The organism is Microbacterium sp. NPDC089188 (genome assembly GCF_040685155.1).
Classification (GTDB): domain Bacteria; phylum Actinomycetota; class Actinomycetes; order Actinomycetales; family Microbacteriaceae; genus Microbacterium; species Microbacterium galbum.
Genome location: NZ_JBFBHH010000003.1, coordinates 302285 through 320913, shown reverse-complemented (window position 1 = coordinate 320913; position 18629 = coordinate 302285). Strand labels below are relative to the sequence as shown.

At 69.9% G+C, this 18629-nt stretch carries 19 protein-coding genes; 3 read left to right on the top strand and 16 right to left on the bottom strand.

Annotated elements, in window-relative coordinates; all coding sequences use genetic code 11:
- Positions 1 to 83 precede the first annotated feature (83 nt).
- From AB0N80_RS11435 to prmC, 13 genes are all read right to left on the bottom strand, one after another.
- On the bottom strand, positions 84 to 833 hold the full coding sequence (locus AB0N80_RS11435; protein ID WP_363578774.1) for a peroxide stress protein YaaA: 750 nt from the start codon (positions 831 to 833) through the stop codon (positions 84 to 86).
- A gap of 68 nt (positions 834 to 901) precedes the next feature.
- A complete protein-coding gene (locus AB0N80_RS11430; protein ID WP_363578773.1) occupies positions 902 to 1162 on the bottom strand; it encodes a F0F1 ATP synthase subunit epsilon in 261 nt (86 codons plus the stop codon).
- A 1-nt stretch (position 1163) separates the two neighbouring features.
- Complete coding sequence (gene atpD, locus AB0N80_RS11425) at positions 1164 to 2612, bottom strand: F0F1 ATP synthase subunit beta (RefSeq protein ID WP_315993174.1); 1449 nt, start codon at positions 2610 to 2612, stop codon at positions 1164 to 1166.
- Positions 2613 to 2634: 22 nt separating this feature from the next.
- Complete coding sequence (locus AB0N80_RS11420) at positions 2635 to 3537, bottom strand: F0F1 ATP synthase subunit gamma (RefSeq protein ID WP_298874924.1); 903 nt, start codon at positions 3535 to 3537, stop codon at positions 2635 to 2637.
- 24 nt (positions 3538 to 3561) lie between these two features.
- Positions 3562 to 5193: a F0F1 ATP synthase subunit alpha gene (gene atpA / locus AB0N80_RS11415; RefSeq protein ID WP_315993175.1), complete on the bottom strand. Its 1632-nt coding sequence runs from the start codon at positions 5191 to 5193 to the stop codon at positions 3562 to 3564.
- A gap of 62 nt (positions 5194 to 5255) precedes the next feature.
- Positions 5256 to 6044: a F0F1 ATP synthase subunit delta gene (locus AB0N80_RS11410; RefSeq protein WP_315993176.1), complete on the bottom strand. Its 789-nt coding sequence runs from the start codon at positions 6042 to 6044 to the stop codon at positions 5256 to 5258.
- On the bottom strand, positions 6044 to 6601 hold the full coding sequence (locus AB0N80_RS11405; protein ID WP_315993177.1) for a F0F1 ATP synthase subunit B: 558 nt from the start codon (positions 6599 to 6601) through the stop codon (positions 6044 to 6046). The genes AB0N80_RS11410 and AB0N80_RS11405 overlap by 1 nt, the downstream gene beginning before the upstream one ends.
- 34 nt (positions 6602 to 6635) lie before the next feature.
- Positions 6636 to 6869: a F0F1 ATP synthase subunit C gene (atpE, locus tag AB0N80_RS11400; RefSeq protein ID WP_043360904.1), complete on the bottom strand. Its 234-nt coding sequence runs from the start codon at positions 6867 to 6869 to the stop codon at positions 6636 to 6638.
- A gap of 44 nt (positions 6870 to 6913) precedes the next feature.
- Entirely contained in the window at positions 6914 to 7705 is a 792-nt protein-coding gene (gene atpB / locus AB0N80_RS11395) for a F0F1 ATP synthase subunit A (protein WP_315994578.1), read from the bottom strand.
- Between the two features lie 233 nt (positions 7706 to 7938).
- The gene (locus tag AB0N80_RS11390) at positions 7939 to 8427 is read right to left on the bottom strand and encodes a hypothetical protein (protein WP_315993178.1); all 489 of its coding nucleotides are present in this window, start codon (positions 8425 to 8427) and stop codon (positions 7939 to 7941) included.
- On the bottom strand, positions 8424 to 9599 hold the full coding sequence (locus AB0N80_RS11385; protein WP_363578772.1) for an MraY family glycosyltransferase: 1176 nt from the start codon (positions 9597 to 9599) through the stop codon (positions 8424 to 8426). Before AB0N80_RS11385 ends, AB0N80_RS11390 begins: the two co-directional genes overlap by 4 nt.
- Positions 9596 to 10354 carry an L-threonylcarbamoyladenylate synthase gene (locus tag AB0N80_RS11380; protein ID WP_315993180.1) on the bottom strand — a complete coding sequence of 253 codons (759 nt, stop codon included), beginning with the start codon at positions 10352 to 10354 and terminating at the stop codon, positions 9596 to 9598. Before AB0N80_RS11380 ends, AB0N80_RS11385 begins: the two co-directional genes overlap by 4 nt.
- A gap of 51 nt (positions 10355 to 10405) precedes the next feature.
- Entirely contained in the window at positions 10406 to 11299 is an 894-nt protein-coding gene (gene prmC / locus AB0N80_RS11375) for a peptide chain release factor N(5)-glutamine methyltransferase (protein WP_315993181.1), read from the bottom strand.
- 162 nt (positions 11300 to 11461) lie between these two features.
- Between prmC and cysK the strand changes: the two genes are divergently transcribed.
- The 3 genes from cysK to AB0N80_RS11360 all read left to right on the top strand — a co-directional run bounded on the left by cysK (position 11462) and on the right by AB0N80_RS11360 (position 14563).
- Positions 11462 to 12400, top strand: coding sequence for a cysteine synthase A (gene cysK, locus AB0N80_RS11370; RefSeq protein WP_315993182.1), 939 nt, complete (start codon positions 11462 to 11464; stop codon positions 12398 to 12400).
- 1 nt (position 12401) lies between these two features.
- Positions 12402 to 12971, top strand: a complete 570-nt coding sequence (epsC, locus tag AB0N80_RS11365; RefSeq protein ID WP_363578771.1) for a serine O-acetyltransferase EpsC — start codon at positions 12402 to 12404, stop codon at positions 12969 to 12971.
- 191 nt (positions 12972 to 13162) lie between these two features.
- A complete protein-coding gene (locus AB0N80_RS11360; RefSeq protein ID WP_363578770.1) occupies positions 13163 to 14563 on the top strand; it encodes an amidase in 1401 nt (466 codons plus the stop codon).
- Between the two features lie 3 nt (positions 14564 to 14566).
- Here the strand turns inward: AB0N80_RS11360 and AB0N80_RS11355 are convergent, their stop codons facing one another.
- From AB0N80_RS11355 to rho, 3 genes are all read right to left on the bottom strand, one after another.
- On the bottom strand, positions 14567 to 15163 hold the full coding sequence (locus AB0N80_RS11355; protein WP_363578769.1) for a GrpB family protein: 597 nt from the start codon (positions 15161 to 15163) through the stop codon (positions 14567 to 14569).
- Between the two features lie 64 nt (positions 15164 to 15227).
- A complete protein-coding gene (prfA, locus tag AB0N80_RS11350) occupies positions 15228 to 16304 on the bottom strand; it encodes a peptide chain release factor 1 (RefSeq protein ID WP_363578941.1) in 1077 nt (358 codons plus the stop codon).
- 32 nt (positions 16305 to 16336) lie between these two features.
- Positions 16337 to 18526, bottom strand: a complete 2190-nt coding sequence (rho, locus tag AB0N80_RS11345) for a transcription termination factor Rho (protein ID WP_363578768.1) — start codon at positions 18524 to 18526, stop codon at positions 16337 to 16339.
- Between the last annotated feature and the right edge of the window lie 103 nt (positions 18527 to 18629).

The window sequence follows — 18629 nt, the reverse complement described above, 5'->3', positions numbered from 1 at the left end:
TCACGAGAGCCGGCGGGCGTCTCCCGCGCGTGTCATGCTAGCGAACCTGAGTGTTCGCTGACATCCCCTCGTCGACATCCGTCTCAGACTGCTAGGAGCAACTCCCGTTCACCGGACGGCCGCACCGTCCACCCGTTCTTCCTCGCCCACCCGAGGAAGTCCTCGCGGCTGGACAGCTCCGCCCCGCTCGACGCCAACGCGCGGACGAGCTCGCCTTTCGCGTGCTTGTTGAAGTGGTTCAGAGCGCGGACGGCGCCTCCCTCCCCCTCCGTGACCACGCGTACGTACGCCGACGACATGCCCTCGGGTACAGGCCCCAGCGCCACGTACGCCTCCGAACGAAGGTCGAGGACGAACGACGCACCGGCGTCGGCGAGAGCCTCGCCGACGGCGCCGGCCCAAACACGGCGCGGTGCCGGCAGAGCGGGAATCGAGGTCCCCGCCGCGAGGCGATAGGCGGGGATGCCGTCGAGAGCACCCACCGGACCGAAGGGCGCGGAATGGATGACGACGTGCTCCGCGAGCCAGCCGCGGGCATCGTCGTCGAGACTCCCGGCATCCAGGGCGTCGAAGAGCACCCCGGTGTAGCGGTCGACGGCGGGCAGGGTGGGCGCCGACCGGAGCGCGGCATTGTCGGCGATCTCGTGCCGACGCTTCGGGCTGAGCTTCAGCACGCGCGCCGCCGTGTCTTCGTCGGCGCTCAGAGCGACGAGGGCGTCGAGCACGCTCTCGCGCTGCGGCAGGAGCGACGGTGCCCACAGCGACGCGAGCGACAACGGAGCACCGTCGCCGCCCGGTTTCTTGGTCTCGGACGGCGGCAGCAGGACGAGCATGGATCCTCCCGGAAAAGGCGACGCGCGCCGCCCGATATCGGGCGACGCGCGTCAGCGATGAAGCGGTGTCAGGAGACGAGGGCTGCGTTCCCGGCGACGATCGTCACTTCGTCGTTCGCCATCGAGAGGAAGCCGTCCTCGGCGTTGGCCAGGATCTTCGTGCCGTCGGCGCGGGTGATGCGCACCTCGCCCTGGGCGAGGATCGCGAGCACCGGCTCATGCCCCTGCATGAAGCCGATCTCACCCTCGACGGTCTTGGCCACGACGAGCGTGGCCTCCCCCGCCCACACCTCGGCGTCTGCCGACACCAGGCTCACGCGCAACGACATGTCAGCCGTTCTCCTTCTGGATCTGCGCCCACTTGGCCTCGACGTCGGAGATGCCACCGACGTTGAAGAACGCCTGCTCGGCGACGTGGTCGAAGTCGCCCTTGACGATCGCGTCGAACGACTCGATGGTCTCCTTGATCGGGACCGTGGAGCCCTCGACGCCGGTGAACTTCTTCGCCATGTAGGTGTTCTGCGAGAGGAACTGCTGGATGCGACGTGCACGCGACACGACGATCTTGTCTTCCTCGGAGAGCTCATCGACACCGAGGATGGCGATGATCTCCTGCAGTTCCTTGTTCTTCTGCAGGATCTGCTTCACGGCGGTGGCCACGCGGTAGTGGTCGGCACCGATGTAGCGCGGATCGAGGATGCGGCTCGTCGACGTCAGGGGGTCGATGGCCGGGTACAGACCCTTCGACGCGATCTCACGCGAAAGCTCGGTGGTGGCGTCGAGGTGGGCGAACGTGGTCGCCGGAGCCGGGTCGGTGTAGTCGTCGGCGGGGACGTAGATCGCCTGCAGCGAGGTGATCGAGTGACCGCGCGTCGAGGTGATGCGCTCCTGGAGCACACCCATCTCGTCAGCCAGGTTCGGCTGGTATCCCACGGCAGAAGGCATGCGACCCAGCAGGGTCGAGACCTCGGAGCCGGCCTGCGTGAAGCGGAAGATGTTGTCGATGAAGAGCAGCACGTCCTGCTTCTGCACGTCGCGGAAGTACTCCGCCATCGTCAGCGCCGACAGGGCGACGCGCAGACGCGTCCCCGGCGGCTCGTCCATCTGGCCGAACACGAGGGCGGTCTTGTCGAAGACGCCCGCCTCTTCCATCTCGCCGATCAGGTCGTTGCCCTCACGGGTGCGCTCGCCGACACCGGCGAACACCGAGACACCACCGTGGTCCTGCGCGACGCGCTGGATCATCTCCTGGATGAGGACCGTCTTGCCGACGCCCGCACCACCGAAGAGACCGATCTTTCCACCCTGCACGTAGGGGGTCAGGAGGTCGATCGACTTGATGCCGGTCTCGAACATCTCGGTCTTGGACTCGAGCTGGTCGAAGCTCGGCGCCTTGCGGTGGATGCCCCAGCGCTCGGTGACCTCGATGGTCTCGCCCGGAGCGGCGTTCAGCACCTGACCGGTGACGTCGAACACCTTGCCCTTGGTCACGTCTCCGACGGGCACCGAGATGGGGCCGCCGGTGTCGCGGACGTCCTGACCGCGGACCATGCCGTCGGTGGGCTTGAGCGAGATGGCGCGGACGAGGTCGTCACCGAGGTGCTGAGCGACCTCGAGGGTGATCTCGGTCGACTCGTCACCGATGGTGATCGTGGTCTTCAACGCGTTGTAGATCTCGGGGATCGCGTCATGCGGGAACTCGATGTCGACGACCGGGCCGGTGACGCGCGCGACGCGTCCGACGACGGCCGCGTCGGTCTTCTCGGCGGTGAGGCTCATGGCTTCTTCTCTCCTTGGGGACTTACTTGCCGGATGCCAGGGCATCGGCGCCGCCGACGATCTCGGCGATCTGCTGCGTGATCTCCGCCTGACGCGCGTTGTTGCGCAGGCGGGTGTAGTCGGTGATGAGCTTGTCGGCGTTGTCACTGGCCGACTTCATGGCCTTCTGTGTCGCGGCGTGCTTGGCGGCCGACGACTGCAGCAGGGCGTTGAAGATACGGCTCTGGACGTACGTCGGCAGGAGCGCGTCGAGAACGGTCTCGGCGTCCGGCTCGAACTCGTAGAGCGGGTAGACCTCGGACTGCGCAGGAGCCTCATCGGCCTCGAGCACCTCGAGCGGGAGCAGGCGCACGGACTCCGGCGACTGCGTCATCATGCTGACGAAGCGGTTGTAGACGAGGTGGATCTCGTCGACGCCGCCCTCGTTCTCCCCGCCTGCGCGGTACGCCTCGATCACGGCATCCGAGATCTCTTCGGCGGTCGAGAACTGCGGGGTGTCGGTGTCGCCGACCCACTGGGCGACGCTCGGCATGCGACGGAACTGGAAGTATCCGACGGCCTTGCGTCCGACCAGGTAGTAGACGACCTCTTTGCCCTGCGAGCGGAGCAGCTCGGCCAGCTCGAGACCCTCACGGAGGATCTGCGAGTTGAACGCCCCGGCGAGGCCGCGGTCGGACGTGAAGATGACGACGGCCGACCGACGGATGTTCTCGCGCTCGGTCGTCAGCGGGTGATCGACGGAGGAGTGCGTGGCGACCGCCGAGACGGCGCTCGTGACGGCCCGCGCGAAGGGCGATGCCGCGCGCACACGCGCCATCGCCTTCTGGATGCGCGAAGCCGCGATGAGCTCCATCGCCTTGGTGATCTTCTTGGTCGTCTGAGCAGAACTGATCTTCTGCTTATAGACCCGCAGTTGTGCGCCCATGATTCCGTTCTCGTGTCGTCGCTATCAGCGACGGCCCTTGACGATCCGCTCCTGGTTGACGTCCTCCGCCTCGGCGGCGTCGACCTTCTCGGCGCCGACGACGCTCTGGTCCTTGCCGGGCTGGAATTCCTTGGAGAACGCGTCGATCTTCTGCTCCAGCTCCGCGAGCGTGTCGTCACCGAGCACGTTGGTCTCGCGCAGAGTGTCGAGCACGGTCGAGTTGCGGCGCAGGTAGTCGAGCAGTTCGCGCTCGAAGCGCAGCACGTCGGAGACCTCGACCGCGTCGAGTTTGCCGTTGGTGCCGGCCCAGATCGACACGACCTGCTCCTCGACGGGGTACGGCGAGTACTGCGGCTGCTTGAGCAGCTCGGTGAGGCGCGCACCGCGCGCGAGCTGACGACGCGAGGCCGCGTCGAGGTCGCTCGCGAACATCGCGAAAGCCTCGAGCGAGCGGTACTGCGCGAGCTCCAGCTTCAGCGTTCCGGAGACCTTCTTGATCGACTTGACCTGAGCGTCACCGCCGACGCGCGAGACCGAGATACCCACGTCGACCGCGGGGCGCTGGTTGGCGTTGAAGAGGTCGGACTGCAGGAAGATCTGGCCGTCGGTGATCGAGATCACGTTGGTCGGGATGTACGCCGAGACGTCGTTGGCCTTGGTCTCGATGATGGGCAGACCCGTCATCGAGCCGGCGCCGAGCTCGTCGGAGAGCTTCGCGCAACGCTCGAGCAGACGCGAGTGCAGGTAGAAGACGTCGCCGGGGTACGCCTCGCGGCCCGGCGGGCGACGCAGCAGGAGCGACACGGCGCGGTAGGCCTCGGCCTGCTTCGACAGGTCGTCGAAGATGATCAGGACGTGCTTGCCCTCGTACATCCAGTGCTGGCCGATGGCCGAACCGGTGTAGGGCGCGAGGTACTTGAAGCCGGCGGGGTCGGACGCGGGGGCCGCGACGATGGTGGTGTAGTCCATCGCACCGGCGTCCTCGAGCGCGCCCTTCACCGAAGCGATGGTCGAGCCCTTCTGGCCGATGGCGACGTAGATGCAGCGAACCTGCTTGTTGACGTCGCCCGACTCCCAGTTGGCCTTCTGGTTGATGATCGTGTCGATCGCGATGGCCGTCTTGCCGGTCTGACGGTCGCCGATGATGAGCTGACGCTGGCCGCGGCCGACGGGGATCATGGCGTCGATGGCCTTGATGCCGGTCTGCAGGGGCTCGTGCACGCTCTTGCGCTGCATCACGCCGGGAGCCTGGAGCTCGAGCGCGCGACGACCCGAGGTCGCGATCTCACCGAGACCGTCGATCGGGTTGCCGAGCGGGTCGACCACGCGACCGAGGTAGCCCTCGCCCACGCCGACCGAGAGCACCTCACCCGTGCGGGTGACGCTCTGGCCCTCTTCGATGCCGGAGAACTCGCCGAGCACGACGACACCGACCTCGTTCTCGTCGAGGTTCTGGGCGAGGCCGAGCGTGCCGTCCGCGAAGCGGATGAGCTCGTTGGCCATGACGCCGGGGAGTCCCTCGACGTGGGCGATGCCGTCGGCCGCGTCGACGACGGCGCCGACCTCGGTCGCCGCGGCGCCGGTGGGCTCGTAGGCGTTGACGAAGTCCTTCAGCGCGTCACGAATGACGTCGGGGCTGATAGAGAGATCTGCCATTGTCTTCCTTCGTTCGTGGGGCCCTCGGCCCCCAAGATCACGCCCGCTCGGGCGGAAAGTCTTCAGCCGGCGATCCGCTGGCGGAGGTCGGCGAGACGTGCGGACACGCTCGCGTCGATGACGTCGTCGGCGACCTGCACGCGCAGACCACCCAGCACGGTCGGGTCGATCACGGTGTTCAGCGTGACAGCCGAGCCGTAACGTGCGCTGAGAGCGTTCTGCAGACGGGTCTGCTGGTCGGCGCTCAGCGGTGCGGCGGCGGACACGGTGGCCACGATGCGCGATCGCTGATCGGCCACGATGCGCTCCGCGCGGCGGAGCAGGGCACGGACCCGACGACCGCGCGCGTGCTCGACGAGCGACGACACGATCAGGGCGGTGCCGGCGCTCGCGCGCCCACCGAGGAGGGTCGAGACGAGCGTGCCCTTCGCCGACGCGTCGCCGAGACGACCGCCGAGCGCGAGCTCCAGTTCGCCGTTGGAGGCGACGGTGCGCGAGAACGAGAAGAGCTCGGCCTCGATGTCACCGGTCTCGGCGACCGAGGTGGCCCGCACAGCGAGCTCCTCGAGTCCCTCCACGAACTCCGCGGCGCTGGACCAGCGCTGCTGAGCGGCGCGCGAGAGCAGCTCCACCGTGGCAGGCCGGTACGACGGACCGAACACGGCGGAGACGAGCCCCGCCCGGGCTTCCGCCGGCACCGACGAGTCGGACAGCGCGCCGCTCAGCTGCGCCGATCCGCTCACGGCGGCCACGGCAGCGAACAGCTCGCGTGCGACGTCGAGATCGACACCCGACGCGGAGGCCAGGGCCTCCGACGTCGCGGTCCGGGCCTGAGTGGTCGCGCTGCCCATTACTTGGCCGCCTTCTCGGAGGCCTCGAGCTCGGCGAGGAAGCGGTCGACCACGGCGTTGGCGCGCGCGTCGTCCGACAGGGTCTCACCGATCACGTTGCCGGCGAGGTCGACCGCGAGGGTACCGACCTCGGAGCGCAGCTGCACGAGGGCCGTCTGACGCTCGGCCTCGATCTGCGCGTGCGCGCTGGCGGTGATGCGGGCTGCCTCGGACGCAGCGGTCTCCTTGGCCTCGGCGACGATCTTACGACCGTCCTGGGTTGCGGACTCGCGGATCTCACCGGCTTCGCGGCGCGCCTCGGCGAGCTGCGCGGTGTACTCCTCGAGTGCGGCCTCGGCCTGTCGCTGAGCCTCGTCGGCCTTGGCGATGTTGCCCTCGATGGCAGCACTGCGCTCGTCGAGCAGCTTCGCCATCCGCGGCAGGGCCACACGCCACACCACGAAGATGATGACGACGAAGCACACGGCCGACCAGATGATGTCGTACCACGCCGGGATCAGCGGGTTGTGCGCCTCTCCCGCGGGCTCCGCGGCGAGTGTGACAAGAGCGTTCAGCATCCTGTCTCCTTACAGTGAGTCGAGAGCGGCCGGTTCAGGTGAAGATGAAGCCGGTCGCGATACCGATGAAGGCGAGCGCCTCGGTGAAGGCGATACCGATGAACATCAGGACCTGCAGGCGGCCCGCGAGCTCGGGCTGACGGGCGACGCCCTCGATCGTCTTGCCGACGACGATGCCCACGCCGATGGCGGGGCCGATGGCGGCGAGGCCGTAGCCGATCGTGGCGACGTTACCGGTGACCTGGGCGAGAACCGTAGTTGCGTCCACGGGTTTTTTCCTTTCGTTGGGTGGCTCGGCGTGCGCCGGGCCGCTCAGTGCTCTTCTGCGACCGCGAGCTGGATGTAGACCGCGGTGAGGATCGCGAAGACGTACGCCTGGAGGAAGGCGACGAAGATTTCGAACAGGGTGAAGGCGAAGCCGAAGGCGAGGGAGCCGGCGCCGAGCGCCGTCCACCAGCCGCTGAGCCCGACCACGAAGAACTGGGTGGCCGAGAAGAACAGCACCAGCATGAGGTGGCCGACGACCATGTTCATCAGAAGACGCAGCGTCAGGGTGACGGGGCGGATGATGAAGGTCGAGAGGAACTCGAGCGGGACGATGATGATGTACAGCGGCCACGGCACGCCCGAGGGCAGCAGCGCGTTCTTGAAGAAGCCGCCGGGGCTCTTCTTGATGCCGGCGTAGATGAAGGTGACGTACGCGACGATCGCGAGCAGCAGCGGCACGGCGATGACGCTCGTACCGGCGATGTTCAGGAACGGGATGACACCCGTGATGTTCATGAACAGCACCATGAAGAAGATCGTGGTGAGGATCGGCAGGAACCGCTTGCCGTCCTTGCGACCCAGGATGTCTTCGGCGATGTTGACGCGGACGAAGTCGAGGCCCATCTCGGCGATGCTCTGGAAGCGGCCGGGGACGACCTTCATGCGGCGGGTGCCCAGCACGAGGAAGAGGACCAGCGCGAGCGTCGCCAGCATCTGCGTGAGGTTGATGCGGGTGATCGCGAAGATCGTGCCCTCGAACAGGACCGCGTCGGGGAAGAACTCGGAGATGGAGGGCGGGTGGAACTCCGCACCCGCAGACGCGAAGTTCGTGATCAGGGTCGCAGCTTGAGTGGACAGCGCTGGCTCCAGCTTCGGGGCATCGGTGTGAACCGTTGCGACGATGGTCGGTGATGGTACCCGAAGTGCGAACCTGGAGAAGATTTCCCATCGCGGGCGGGTACTTATGCCACCCTATCAAACTCCCGGCGAATCCATGAGTCCGCGGGAGGTGATCGTCTCGCCGCCGGACTAACGTGCGCGACGGGGCGTGCGGGTGGGTTATGGACCGGTCAGGCGCGCCGGTCGCCCGCTTCGGGGTCGGTGGGGAGCGTGATGTCGCTGACGCTGGGGATCCGCATGCGCAGGAGGACCACCACGTCGACGGCGAGGGACGCGATCACGCTGACGACCAGCGCGACGTAGAACACCACCGGATCGACCCAGTCCTGTCCGCGCAGCACGACGATCGCCACGATGAACAGGATGAGCTTGAGCAGCCACCCCCCGAGCACGATGCCGAAGAAGATGGGCACGTAGAGCGGGTCGCCGAACCACCGGTTCGCGACGAGGATGCTCGTCGCGGTGACGGCGAGGAAGATCGCGCTCACGGCCACCCCCGCGAGGGCGCTGCCGAGGCCGCCCGCTCCCCCGACGAGGAAGCCGACGACGCCGCCCACGACCAGGAGCACCGCGGTGACGACACCGCCCCACACCAGCGCGGTGCGCAGCACGGGCGTACTGGAGAGAGGTCGACGGGGGGCGGGAGAGACGCTGCTCATGAAGGGGACTCCGGTCGGGTGGGTCGGACGCGACGGGAGAGCCGCCGCAGACGGTGCGATGAAGGAAGGAGGGTCAGGACGGCGCAGGCGAGCACCCCGGTGACGCCGAAGGCGACCCCGATGGCGTAGTCGCCCGGCCAGCTCTGCTGGGTGCCGATGTACATCAGCAGGAACGCGAGGCTGACCACCGCCGTCCAGCTGTAGAAGATCAGGACGGCGTCGCGGTCGGAGTGCCCCATGTCGAGCATCCGATGATGAAGGTGCTTGCGGTCGGGCGAGAACGGGGACTTCCCCGCCCACTGCCGCCGGGCGACGGCAAGACCGAAGTCGAGCAGGGGCAGCAGCACGATGACCACCGGCAGCAGGATGGGGATGAAGGCACCCAGAAGCTGCGAGCGACCGATCTTCTCGGGGTCGAGCACCGCCGGGTCGAGCTGACCGGTGATGGCGACCGCCGAGCTGGCCATCAGCAGGCCGAGCATGAGGGCACCGGCGTCGCCCATGAAGAGCTTCGCGGGCGTCCAATTCATCGGCAGGAAGCCGAGGCAGGCGCCGACCAGGACCGCCGCGATGAACGAGGCGAGGTTGAAGTACGTGCTCGCCCCGGTGTCGCGTACCAGCAGGTAGGAGTAGGCGAAGAAGACGCCGTTGGCGATGAGGCAGACACCGGCGACGAGGCCGTTGAGTCCGTCGATGAAGTTGACGGCGTTCATGACGACGACCAGCGCGAAGACGGTGAGCAGGAAGCTCACCCAGCTCGATCCGACCGTGAGGGCGCCGATGGGCAGCGAGAGGATCTGCAGCTGCCCGAACCACGCGATGATCCCGGCGGCGACGAACTGCGCACCGAGCTTGATCATCCAGTCGAGGTCCCAGAGATCGTCGGCCACTCCGACCAGGACGATGAGCAGCACCGCGCCCAGGAGCGAGAGCACCGGGACGGGATCGGTCCAGAAGATCGAGAAGTAGGGGTTCCGGCTCGACAGGGCGAAGGCGGCGACCACGCCGAGGAACATGGCGACCCCGCCCAAGCGGGGCGTGGGTGTCTTGTGCACATCCCGATCCCGGATGCCGGGATACAGCTTGAAGCGCAGGGCGAGCTTCCACACCACCCACGACAGCGCGAGCGTGACCGCCGCCGTGAAGAGGATGGTGAGGAGGTACTGGGTCACGGACCCGGAGCCTCGTCATCCGGGGCTGCGTCGTCCGGGGAGACGTCGGAGGGCGCGCCCGCCGGGGTCGGGGCGTCGCGGTCGTCGACCGGGTCGGGCTCGAGCAGATCGCCGAGCACCTCGCGGAGGCGTTCGCGGGAGACGGCGCCCTCGCGGAGGACGCGCACCACCGGCTCGGAGCCGCCGACGAGCAGCGTGGCGTCGACGATGGTCGACGCCACCCCCGTCTCGCTCACACCGGCGTCGAGGTAGGCCGAGACGCTGTCGCCGAGCATGTCGCGCGCGGCGTCGATGTCGACGGCGGCGGGCATGCCGGTCAGGTTGGCGCTCGACACCGCGAGGGGGCCGGTCTCTTCGAGCAGTTCGAGGGTGAGCTTCTGCGCCGGCATGCGCACCGCGACCGTGCCGTGTGTGTCGCCCAGGTCCCACGACAGCGACGGCTGCGCGGGGAGCACGATCGTGAGGCCGCCGGGCCAGAACTCGCGGACGAGGTCGTCGACCGCGGGAGGGATCTCCGCGACCAGGGCGCGCAGCGTGCTCACGCCCGCGACCAGGACGGGCGGCGGTTGCTGACGTCCGCGCCCCTTCGCTTCGAGGAGCCCCGCGACGGCGCGCGTGTTGAACGCGTCGGCGGCGATTCCGTAGACGGTGTCGGTGGGGAGCACGACGAGTTCGCCTCGGCCGATCGCCTGACGCGCGTGGCGCATCCCGGACAGCAGCTGCGACTCGTCACGGCAGTCGTAGACGGGTGACATGTCGCGCGCCAGTCTAGTCGCGCCGTGCGCGGCGCGTCGTCACCCGGTGCGTCAGGGGCGGATCGCGGTCGTCGCGCGGTCGCGCGTGGTCAGGTCGGGATGAGTGGATGCCGAGCGCCACCCATCGGCGGTGAGGAGGGCGCGGATCGCCTCCCCCTGCCATTCCCCGTGCTCGATGACGATCGTGCCGCCGGGGTGGGCGAGTCGGAGACCCACCCGGCTGAGCTCGCGAACGGCGTCCAGGCCGTCGGGGCCGCCGTAGAGGGCGGCGGGCGGGTCGAACAGACGCACCTCGGGATCGCGGGGGATGGCGTCGTCGGGCACGTACGGCGGGTTGGACGCGACCACCGACACCGTCCCGTCGAGTTCGGGGAACGCGTGAGCGAGGTCGATGAACGCGAGCGAGAGGTTGTCGGCGCCGATGAGGGCGTGGTTCTGCTTCGTCCAGATGAAGGCGTCCACGCTGTTCTCCGCCGCGTAGACGCGCGCGTGCGGCACCTCGGTCGCCATCGCGAGCGCGATCGCGCCGCTGCCGGTGCCGAGGTCGACGGCGACGGGGGCGTCGGAGGCCGCCGCTCGCAGGGCGTCGATCGCGAGCTGAGCCACCATCTCGGTCTCGGGGCGCGGGACGAACACGCCGGGGCCGACGGCGAGCTCCATCGACCGGAAGGGGGCGCGTCCGGTGAGGTGCTGGAGGGGCTCGCGCGCGCAGCGGCGGTCGACGAGGGGCGCGAGGGCGGTGGCCGCCGAGTCGGGCATGCGGTCGCCGCGGATCGCCGCGGCCTGCACACCGCCTCGCGAGGACTCCAGCACATGGGCGACGAGCAGTTCGGCATCCACGTGGGGGTCGGGGACGCCCGCTGTGCGGAGGCGGGCTGCCGTGTCGCGGACGACGTCGGCGACCGATGCGGCCGTGGGGGCGGGGAGAGGGGCGGTCTCAGGCATGACGGGAGCCCAGCCTAGTCGGGCGGTGTGCCCGGTCCGGGCTCGCGTGGGGCCGACGGGTGGACGGGGGCGGGTCGTGTCGTCAAGCGGCGTCACACGAGCCGGCCCGTCGGAAGGCTCGCCTAAAATAATCGCGTCCCGACCGACGGCGAAAGGCGAGCCATGCCCGGCATCCACTCCGACATCACCTCTGCATTCGGCGACACGCCGCTCGTGCGGCTGAACCGCGTGGCGGAGGGCGCCGGGGGGCAGATCCTCGCGAAGCTCGAGTTCTACAATCCCGCTTCCAGCGTCAAGGACCGCCTCGGCATCGCGATCGTCGACGCGGCGGAGGCCTCGGGCGAGCTCAAGCCCGGCGGGACGCTCGTGGAGTCCACCAGCGGCAACACCGGCATCGCTCTGGCCATGGTCGGTGCCGCGCGCGGCTACAAGGTCATCCTGACCATGCCCGCCTCGATGTCGAAGGAGCGTCGCATCCTGCTCAAGGCGTTCGGCGCCGAACTCGTGCTGACCGACCCCACCAAGGGCATGTCGCACGCGGTCGACGAGGCCAAGCGCATCGTCGCCGAGACCCCGGGCGCCGTGTGGGCCCGCCAGTTCGAGAACGAGGCCAACCCCGCCATCCACCGCAAGACCACCGCCGAGGAGATCCTGCGCGACACCGAGGGCGAGGTCGACTACTTCGTGGCCGGCATCGGCACGGGCGGCACCATCACCGGCGTCGGCCAGGTGCTCAAGGAGCGCAACCCCGACGTGAAGATCGTCGCCGTCGAGCCCGCCGACTCCCCCGTGCTCACCAAGGGGCACCCGGGGCCCCACAAGATCCAGGGCATCGGCCCGAACTTTGTGCCCGCCATCCTCGATCGCGACATCATCGACGAGGTGATCGACGTCGAGTTCGACGACGCGATCCGCCTGGCACGGGAGACGGCCGCGAAGGACGGCATCCTGGTCGGGATGTCGTCGGGTGCCGCCATCTGGGCGGCTCTCGAGGTGGCGCGCCGTCCCGAAGCGGCGGGCAAGAACATCGTCGTCATCATTCCCTCGTACGGCGAGCGGTACCTCTCGACCGCTCTGTACGAGCACCTGCGCGAAGACTGACGTGGGGGTCCTCTCCCGCATCCGAGAAGACATCGCCTCCGCCAAGCTCCGCGACCCCGCGGCGCGCGGCGGTCTCGAGATCGCGTTGCTGTACCCCGGGTTGCACGCCGTCTGGGCGCACCGCGTCGCGCATCGCCTGTGGTCGCGTGGGCTGCGCTTCCCCGCGCGCGCTCTCTCACAGGTCACCCGCTGGCTCACCGGCATCGAGATCCACCCGGGAGCGACGATCGGTCGACGCTTCTTCATCGACCACGGCATGGGTGTCGTCGTGGGCGAGACGGCGGAGGTGGGCGACGACGTCATGCTTTATCACGGCGTGACGCTCGGGGGTCGGCAGCGCGAGGGCGGCAAGCGTCATCCCACGCTGCACGACGGCGTCGCGATCGGCGCGGGAGCGAAGGTCCTGGGGCCGATCACCCTCGGCGCGCGCACCGTCGTGGGCGCGAACGCGGTCGTCACCCGAGACGCCCCGGCCGACAGCGTGCTGGTGGGCGTGCCCGCGAAAGCGCGCACGCGGCGCAGCGGCGAAGACACCCGCGCTCTGCTCACGACCCCGGAGTACTGGATCTGAGCCGCATCCTCGAGCGCGGCGCGAGACCGGTGAACGGCCGGTTCCGCGCCGCCCCACGCCGCGTGGCGCGCGGCCGGCGAAGGGTCGGTTCCGCGACGCTCGGCGCCGGCGCCGCCCGCTCGTTCGCACGCCGACGCGTCGGTGCACCTCCCGCCCGCTGCGGTGACCGGGTCTCGCCCTAGGCTCGAGACATGACCCGTCTGCACGATCTGTCGCTCGCCGCCCAGGTCGACGCCCTTCGACGCGGCGAGCTCGCGCCGGCCGACCTCACCGCTCACTACCTCGACCGAGCAGAGCGCTTCGCCGACCTCGGCGCGTTCGCCGAGATCTCCCCCGACGCAGCGCGGCAGCGTATCTCCGAGCTGCCGCCGTCGCCGCGCGGAGCGCTCTGGGGCGTCCCCCTCGCCGACAAGGACCTCGTGGCGCGGGCGGGGGTGCCCACCCGTTACGGCTCGCGCTCGCGCGCCGATCACGTGCCCACGGCGTCCGACCCCCTCGCCGCCGCCCTCGACGCCGCCGGCGCCGTGAACATCGGCAAGACCTCCACGTCGGAGTTCGGACTCACCGGTTTCACCGAACCCCTCATCCACGCCCCGGCGCGCGACCCCTGGCGCCTCTCCGCCGGAGCCGGCGGTTCGAGCGGAGGAGCGGCCGTCGCGGTGGCCGCGGGCCTGCTGCCCGCCGCCGTGGGATCGGACGGCGGGGGGTCCATCCGCATCCCCTCGGCGACGGTCGGCCTACTGGGCCTGAAGCCGTCGCGCGGGCGCCTGCCGCTCGGTTCCGGTTTCGATTCGCCGGACGGGTTGTCGGTGACCGGGCCGATCGCGCGCAGCGCGGAAGACGCTGGCCTCCTCCTCGATGCTCTGATCGATCTCGCGCCCTTCTCGTACGCCACGACGGCGCCGGGCGGCGGACCCTTCGTCGACGCGGCCCGGCGCGAGCCCCGGGAGCTGCGCATCGGCGTCACGACCGTTTCACCGTGGGACGACGACGAGGACATCGCGCTCGATCCGGACGCCCGCGGGGCGGTCGAGGTGACGAGCGCCTGGCTGAGCGACGCCGGACACGCGGTGACGGATGCCGACTGGCATCCGTGGGGCTACGCGGAGCTGTTCCACGTGCTCTGGCGCGCCAGTGCCGCTCGCGTGCCGCTCACCGACGACGACATGGACCTCGTCGAGCCGCTCACCGCGTGGCTGGTGCGGGAGGGCCGACGGATGTCGGCGCTCGACCTCCTGAACGGGCTCGCCGCCGCGCGGGCGTTCGAGCGCCGCACGATCGCCGACTTCTCGGCTTTCGACGCCGTGCTGACCCCGGCCCTCGCCCAGCCTCCGCAGCCCGTGGGGTCCTACGCCGGGCACTCTCCCCAACGCACCTTCGCGATGCAGGTCGAGTACGCGCCGTACTCGAGCTTCGTCAACGTCGCGGGCCTCCCGGCGCTGACGATGCCGGTGACCGCGGATGCCGAGGGCCATCCCGTGTCGGCGCAGCTCGTCGGCCGGCCCGGTGGCGAGGCGGTGCTGCTGTCGCTCGCGTCGCAGCTGGAGGCGCGACGCGGGCCTCTCCCCCACCCGCCCGCGTGGATCGACTGAGACCTATCGGGAGATCAGCCCCGCGGCGACGAACGCACGGGCGTAGATCGCCCGGACGGTGGCCTGCTTGCGCTCGTTGTAGGCGCTCATGAGACCGTCCTCGGCGACCTCGCGCTTCACGCGCGCGTAGAGCGCCCGGTCGTCGGCATCCGCCCGCAGATGGTCGCGGAAGATCAGGTGGCGGGCGGCCTCGGGGCTGTCGGGCGGCCAGACGTGCAGGTGGACGGCGGGCTCGCTCGCGACCAGGAGCCGGTGCCCGAGCCACCACGGCTCGCGCACGCGCAGGGCGAAGCCCGCGGCCTCGAGGGCCGGCACGTACGCATCCTCGTCGTCGGTGTCGGCGACGGTGAGATCGACGTCGATCACCGGCTTGGCCGCCAGCCCGGGCACCGCGGTGGAGCCGACGTGGTCGACGCGGATCGCCCGCTGCCCGAGAGCGTCGTGGATGCGATCGCGCACCGTCGCGAAGGTCAGGGGCCAGGTGGCATCCGCGTCGACGATCTCGATCCGCCGTGCCTGTGCGGGCTCCCCCACCCACGGCGAGGCACCGGGAGGCGGGGGCGTGTCGTCGAACGCGACGATGCGGGCAGCGGAGGGCACCCACCGACCCTACGACAGGCGAGGCGAAGCATCCGGTCGGCCGCCGGCGAGGGGGTTCGGCAGGTCAGCCGTCGGCGAGGGCGACGAGACGCGCCTCTTCGTCGGCGATGATCGCCGATTCGATGATCGGGCCGAGCGCGCCGTCCATCACCTGGTCGAGGTTGTAGGCCTTGTACCCGGTGCGATGATCCGCGATGCGGTTCTCGGGGAAGTTGTATGTGCGGATGCGCTCGGAGCGATCCATTCCGCGGATCTGCGAGCGCCGCGCGTCGGCGGCGACGGCGTCGCGCTCCTCCTGCTGCTTGGCGAGCAACCGGGCGCGCAGCACACGCATGCCGGCCTCGCGGTTCTGCAGCTGCGACTTCTCGTTCTGCATCGACACCACGATGCCCGTGGGCACGTGGGTGATGCGCACCGCGGAGTCGGTCGTGTTGACCGACTGCCCACCCGGTCCCGAGGAGCGGAAGACGTCGATCTTCAGGTCGTTGGGGTCGATCGCGACCTCTTCGGGCTCGTCGACCTCGGGGAAGACGAGAACACCCGTCGTCGACGTGTGGATGCGGCCCTGCGACTCGGTCGCGGGCACGCGCTGCACGCGGTGCACGCCGCCCTCGTACTTCAGGTGCGCCCAGACGCCCTGCGCGGGATCGCTCGAGGAGCCCTTGATGGCGACCTGGACGTCTTTGTACCCGCCCAGGTCGGATTCGGTGCGCTCGAGCAGTTCCGTCTTCCACCCCATGGATGCCGCGTACTGCAGGTACATACGCAGCAGATCGGCCGCGAAGAGGGCGCTCTCCGCTCCCCCCTCGCCGCCTTTGATCTCCATGATGACGTCACGCGCGTCGTCGGGGTCGCGCGGGATGAGCAGGCGCCTCAAGCGTTCCTGCGTCTGCGCCACGCGCTCCTCGAGGGCGGGGACCTCCTCGGCGAAGGCCTCGTCTTCACGGGCGAGTTCGCGTGCCGCGTCGAGGTCGTCGGACGCCGCGGTCCACGCTTCGTGGGCCGCGACGATCCGCGACAGTTCGGCATAGCGCCGGTTGACGCGCTTGGCGCGCGCGGCGTCCGCGTGCACGGCCGGGTCGGAGAGCTCCTCCTGAACGGCCTTGTGCTCCTCGAGCAGGCCGCGGACCGACTCGAACATCGCGGGCTCCGCCATCGCGCCAGCTCCCCCGATCAGCGGATGCTGTTGTCGTCACCGCCGCGCGCGGGCGCCGGGATCGACTTCTGCATCTGCACGAGGAACTCGACGTTGGACTGCGTCTCCTTGAGCTTGCCGAGCACGACCTCGAGAGCCTGCTGCGGCTCGAGACCGGCCAGGGCGCGGCGGAGCTTCCAGGTGATCTTGACCTCGTCGGGCGAGAGCAGCATCTCTTCGCGGCGGGTGCTCGACGCGTTGACGTCGACGGCCGGGAAGATGCGCTTGTCAGCGAGCTGGCGGTTCAGACGCAGCTCACTGTTGCCCGTGCCCTTGAACTCCTCGAAGATGACGTCGTCCATCTTCGACCCGGTCTCCACGAGCGCGGTCGCGAGGATCGTGAGCGATCCGCCGTTCTCGATGTTGCGCGCGGCGCCGAAGAAGCGCTTCGGCGGGTACAGCGCCGACGCGTCGACGCCACCGCTGAGGACGCGGCCGGAGGTGGGGGCGGCGAGGTTGTACGCGCGGCCGAGACGGGTGATCGAGTCGAGCAGCACGACGACGTCGCGACCGAGCTCCACGAGACGCTTCGCGCGCTCGATGGCGAGCTCGGCGACGGTGGTGTGGTCTTCCGCCGGACGGTCGAACGTCGAGGCGATGACCTCGCCGCGCACCGTGCGCTGCATGTCGGTGACCTCTTCGGGGCGCTCGTCGACGAGCACGACCATGAGGTGGACCTCGGGGTTGTTGTGCGCGATCGCGTTGGCGATCTGCTGCAGCACGATCGTCTTGCCCGCCTTCGGGGGCGCGACGATGAGACCGCGCTGACCCTTGCCCACCGGGGCGACCAGGTCGATGATGCGCTGCGTGAGCTTCTCGGGACCGGTCTCGAGGCGCAGGCGCTCCTGCGGGTAGAGCGGCGTGAGGTTGTTGAACTCGACCCGGGCGGCTGCGTCGTCGACCGACAGCCCGTTGATCGAGTCGACCTGCACGAGGGCGTTGTACTTCTGGCGGCCCTGCTGCTCGCCCTCGCGGGGCTGCTTGATGGCGCCGACGACGGCGTCGCCCTTGCGCAGGTTGTACTTCTTCACCTGGCCGAGCGAGACGTAGACGTCGCTCGGACCGGGCAGGTAGCCGGTGGTGCGCACGAAGGCGTAGTTGTCGAGCACGTCGAGGACGCCGGCGATCGGGACGAGGACGTCGTCCTCGCCGATCTCGGTCTCGAACTCGTCGCCCGTCGTGTTCTGCCCGCGGCGCTTGTTGCGCTGGCGGTTGCGGCTGTTCGCCGGACCCTGCTGCTGCTGGGCCTGCTGACCGTTCTGGCCGCTGTTCTCGCGCTGACCGCTCTGCGAGCCCGCGTCGCGCTGACCGCTCTGCGTCGGCGCCTCGGCCTCGTCGGCGGACGTGGAGGCCGCGGCGTCGTTCTTCTCGGCGGCGTCGGCCTTGTTGCGGTTGCGGTTGCGCGACCGGCTCCGACCGCGACCGCGAGCGGGGGTCTCGTCGGTCTGCTCGGCGGAGTCGCTCGCGTCGGCGGCCTGCTCCGACTGCTCGGTCGCGTTCTCGGCGTCGGCATCGGGCGCCGCGTCGGCGGCGACGTCGGCGGCGGTCGTGACGGGCGTGGTGGGCTCCTCGGCCGGAGCCTCGGATGCCGGAGCCTCGGATGCCGGAGCCTCGGATGCCGTGGCCTCCGCGGCGGCCTCGTCGGAGGGCGCGGTGGTCTCGGTGTCGGCGGGCGCGCTGGCGGCCTCGGCCGCGGCAGCCTCGGCAGCGGCGGCCTCGGCGGCGGCCTTCTCCTCGGCGGTCGCGCTCTTGGCGCGGCGCGGCGCGCGCTTGCGGGGGGCGCGGGCGGGCTTCTCGGCCGGGGCCGACTCCTCCGTGGCGGGCGCGTCGGCGGCGGCGTCGTCCGCAGCCGCAGCCGCGGCGGTGTCAGCAGCCGGCGCATCCGCGGTCGGCTCGTCCGCGGCCGGCGCGTCAGCCGCCGGCTCCTCGGCGGGCGTCTCGACGGCGTCGGCCGGGAACAGCGCCTCGGGCTGCGCGTCGGCGGCGGCGTCGTCGGCCGGGGCGTCAGCGCCCTCGCCGTCGGCGGCCTCCGCCTCGGGTGCGTCGGCGGCGGGCGCGTCGACCGTCGCGGTGTCGGTGCCGTCCGCCGCAGCCGTGGGCTGCTCCTCGGCGGGGTTCTCCGCGCTCTCGGGCGCGTCGACGGGCTGGGTCTCGGAGATGGACTCCACGAGTGCTCCTCAGAAAATGAAACGTGATCAGATCGCGCTTCGCCATGCAGAACGCAGACGAAGAGACACCAGCGGTTCGGAAGACTGCAGCCGATACCGGGTT